We start from the raw sequence: 1193 nt of genomic DNA, 5'->3' as shown, positions 1-1193 counted from the left end.
CCGGTCTCGGTCTGCCACCAGGTGTCGACGATCGGGCAGTTGCCCTTGCCGACGACCCGATCGTACCAGGTCCAGGCCTCGGGGTTGATCGGCTCGCCCACGGTGCCCAGCAGGCGCACGCTCGACAGGTCGTACCGGGTGACCCACTCGTCGCCCTGCCCCATCAGCGCGCGGATCGCCGTCGGCGCGGTGTAGAACTGCGTGACCTTGTGCTTCTCGCACACCGCCCAGAAGCGCCCGGCGTCCGGGTAGGTCGGCACGCCCTCGAACATCAGCGTCGTCGCGCCGTTCGCCAGCGGGCCGTAGAGGATGTAGCTGTGCCCGGTCACCCAGCCCACGTCGGCGGTGCACCAGAAGATGTCCCCGTCGTGGTAGTCGAACGTGTACTGGTGCGTCATCGCCGCGTAGACCAGATAGCCGCCCGAGCTGTGCACCACGCCCTTGGGCTTGCCGGTCGAGCCGGAGGTGTAGAGGACGAACAGCGGATCCTCGGCGTTCATCGGGCGCGCCGGGCAGTCCGGGGCCACCGTCTCCATCATCGCGTTGACGTCGACATCGCGCCCGTCGACCCAGGTGGTCTGGCCGCCGGTGTGCTTGACCACCAGGCAGCGCACCTTGTCCGAGCAGTGCAGCAGCGCCGCGTCGGTGTTCGACTTGAGCGCCGTGACCCGCCCCCCGCGCGGAGCCTCGTCGGCGGTGACCACCACCTTGGCGCCGCTGTCGTTGATCCGGTTCGCCAGCGCGTCCGGGCTGAAGCCCGCGAAGACCACGGAATGGATCGCGCCGATCCGGGCGCAGGCCAGCATCGCATAGGCCGCCTCGGGGATCATCGGCAGGTAGATCACCACCCGGTCACCGCGCATCACGCCCTGGCTGAGCAGGACGTTCGCCATGCGGCAGACCTTCTCGTGCAGCTGCGCATAGGTGATGTGCAGCGCCTCGGCGTTCGGATCGTCCGGCTCCCAGATGATCGCGGTCTGATCCCCGCGCGTCGCCAGGTGCCGGTCGACACAGTTGGCCGCGACGTTCAGAACCCCGTCCTCGTACCACTTGATCGAGACATCCGGGTGCGCGAACGACGTGTTCTTGACCACCGAATACGGCTCGATCCAGTCCAGCCGCTTCCCCTGCTCCCCCCAGAACCCCGAAGGGTCCGAAACCGACGAAGCGTACATCTGCTCGTACGTCGCGGC

General features: G+C 68.1%; 1 protein-coding gene. It reads right to left on the bottom strand.

The window, feature by feature from the left end; translation table 11 throughout:
• On the bottom strand, positions 1–1193 hold a 1193-nt coding region (locus ACW9UR_RS25340; RefSeq protein WP_458919861.1), incomplete at both ends, for an AMP-binding protein.

The sequence above is a fragment of the Halovulum sp. GXIMD14794 genome (genome assembly GCF_054457455.1).
The sequence above is the reverse complement of the archived record's forward strand: the minus strand, read 5'-3'. Positions and strand labels throughout refer to the sequence as shown.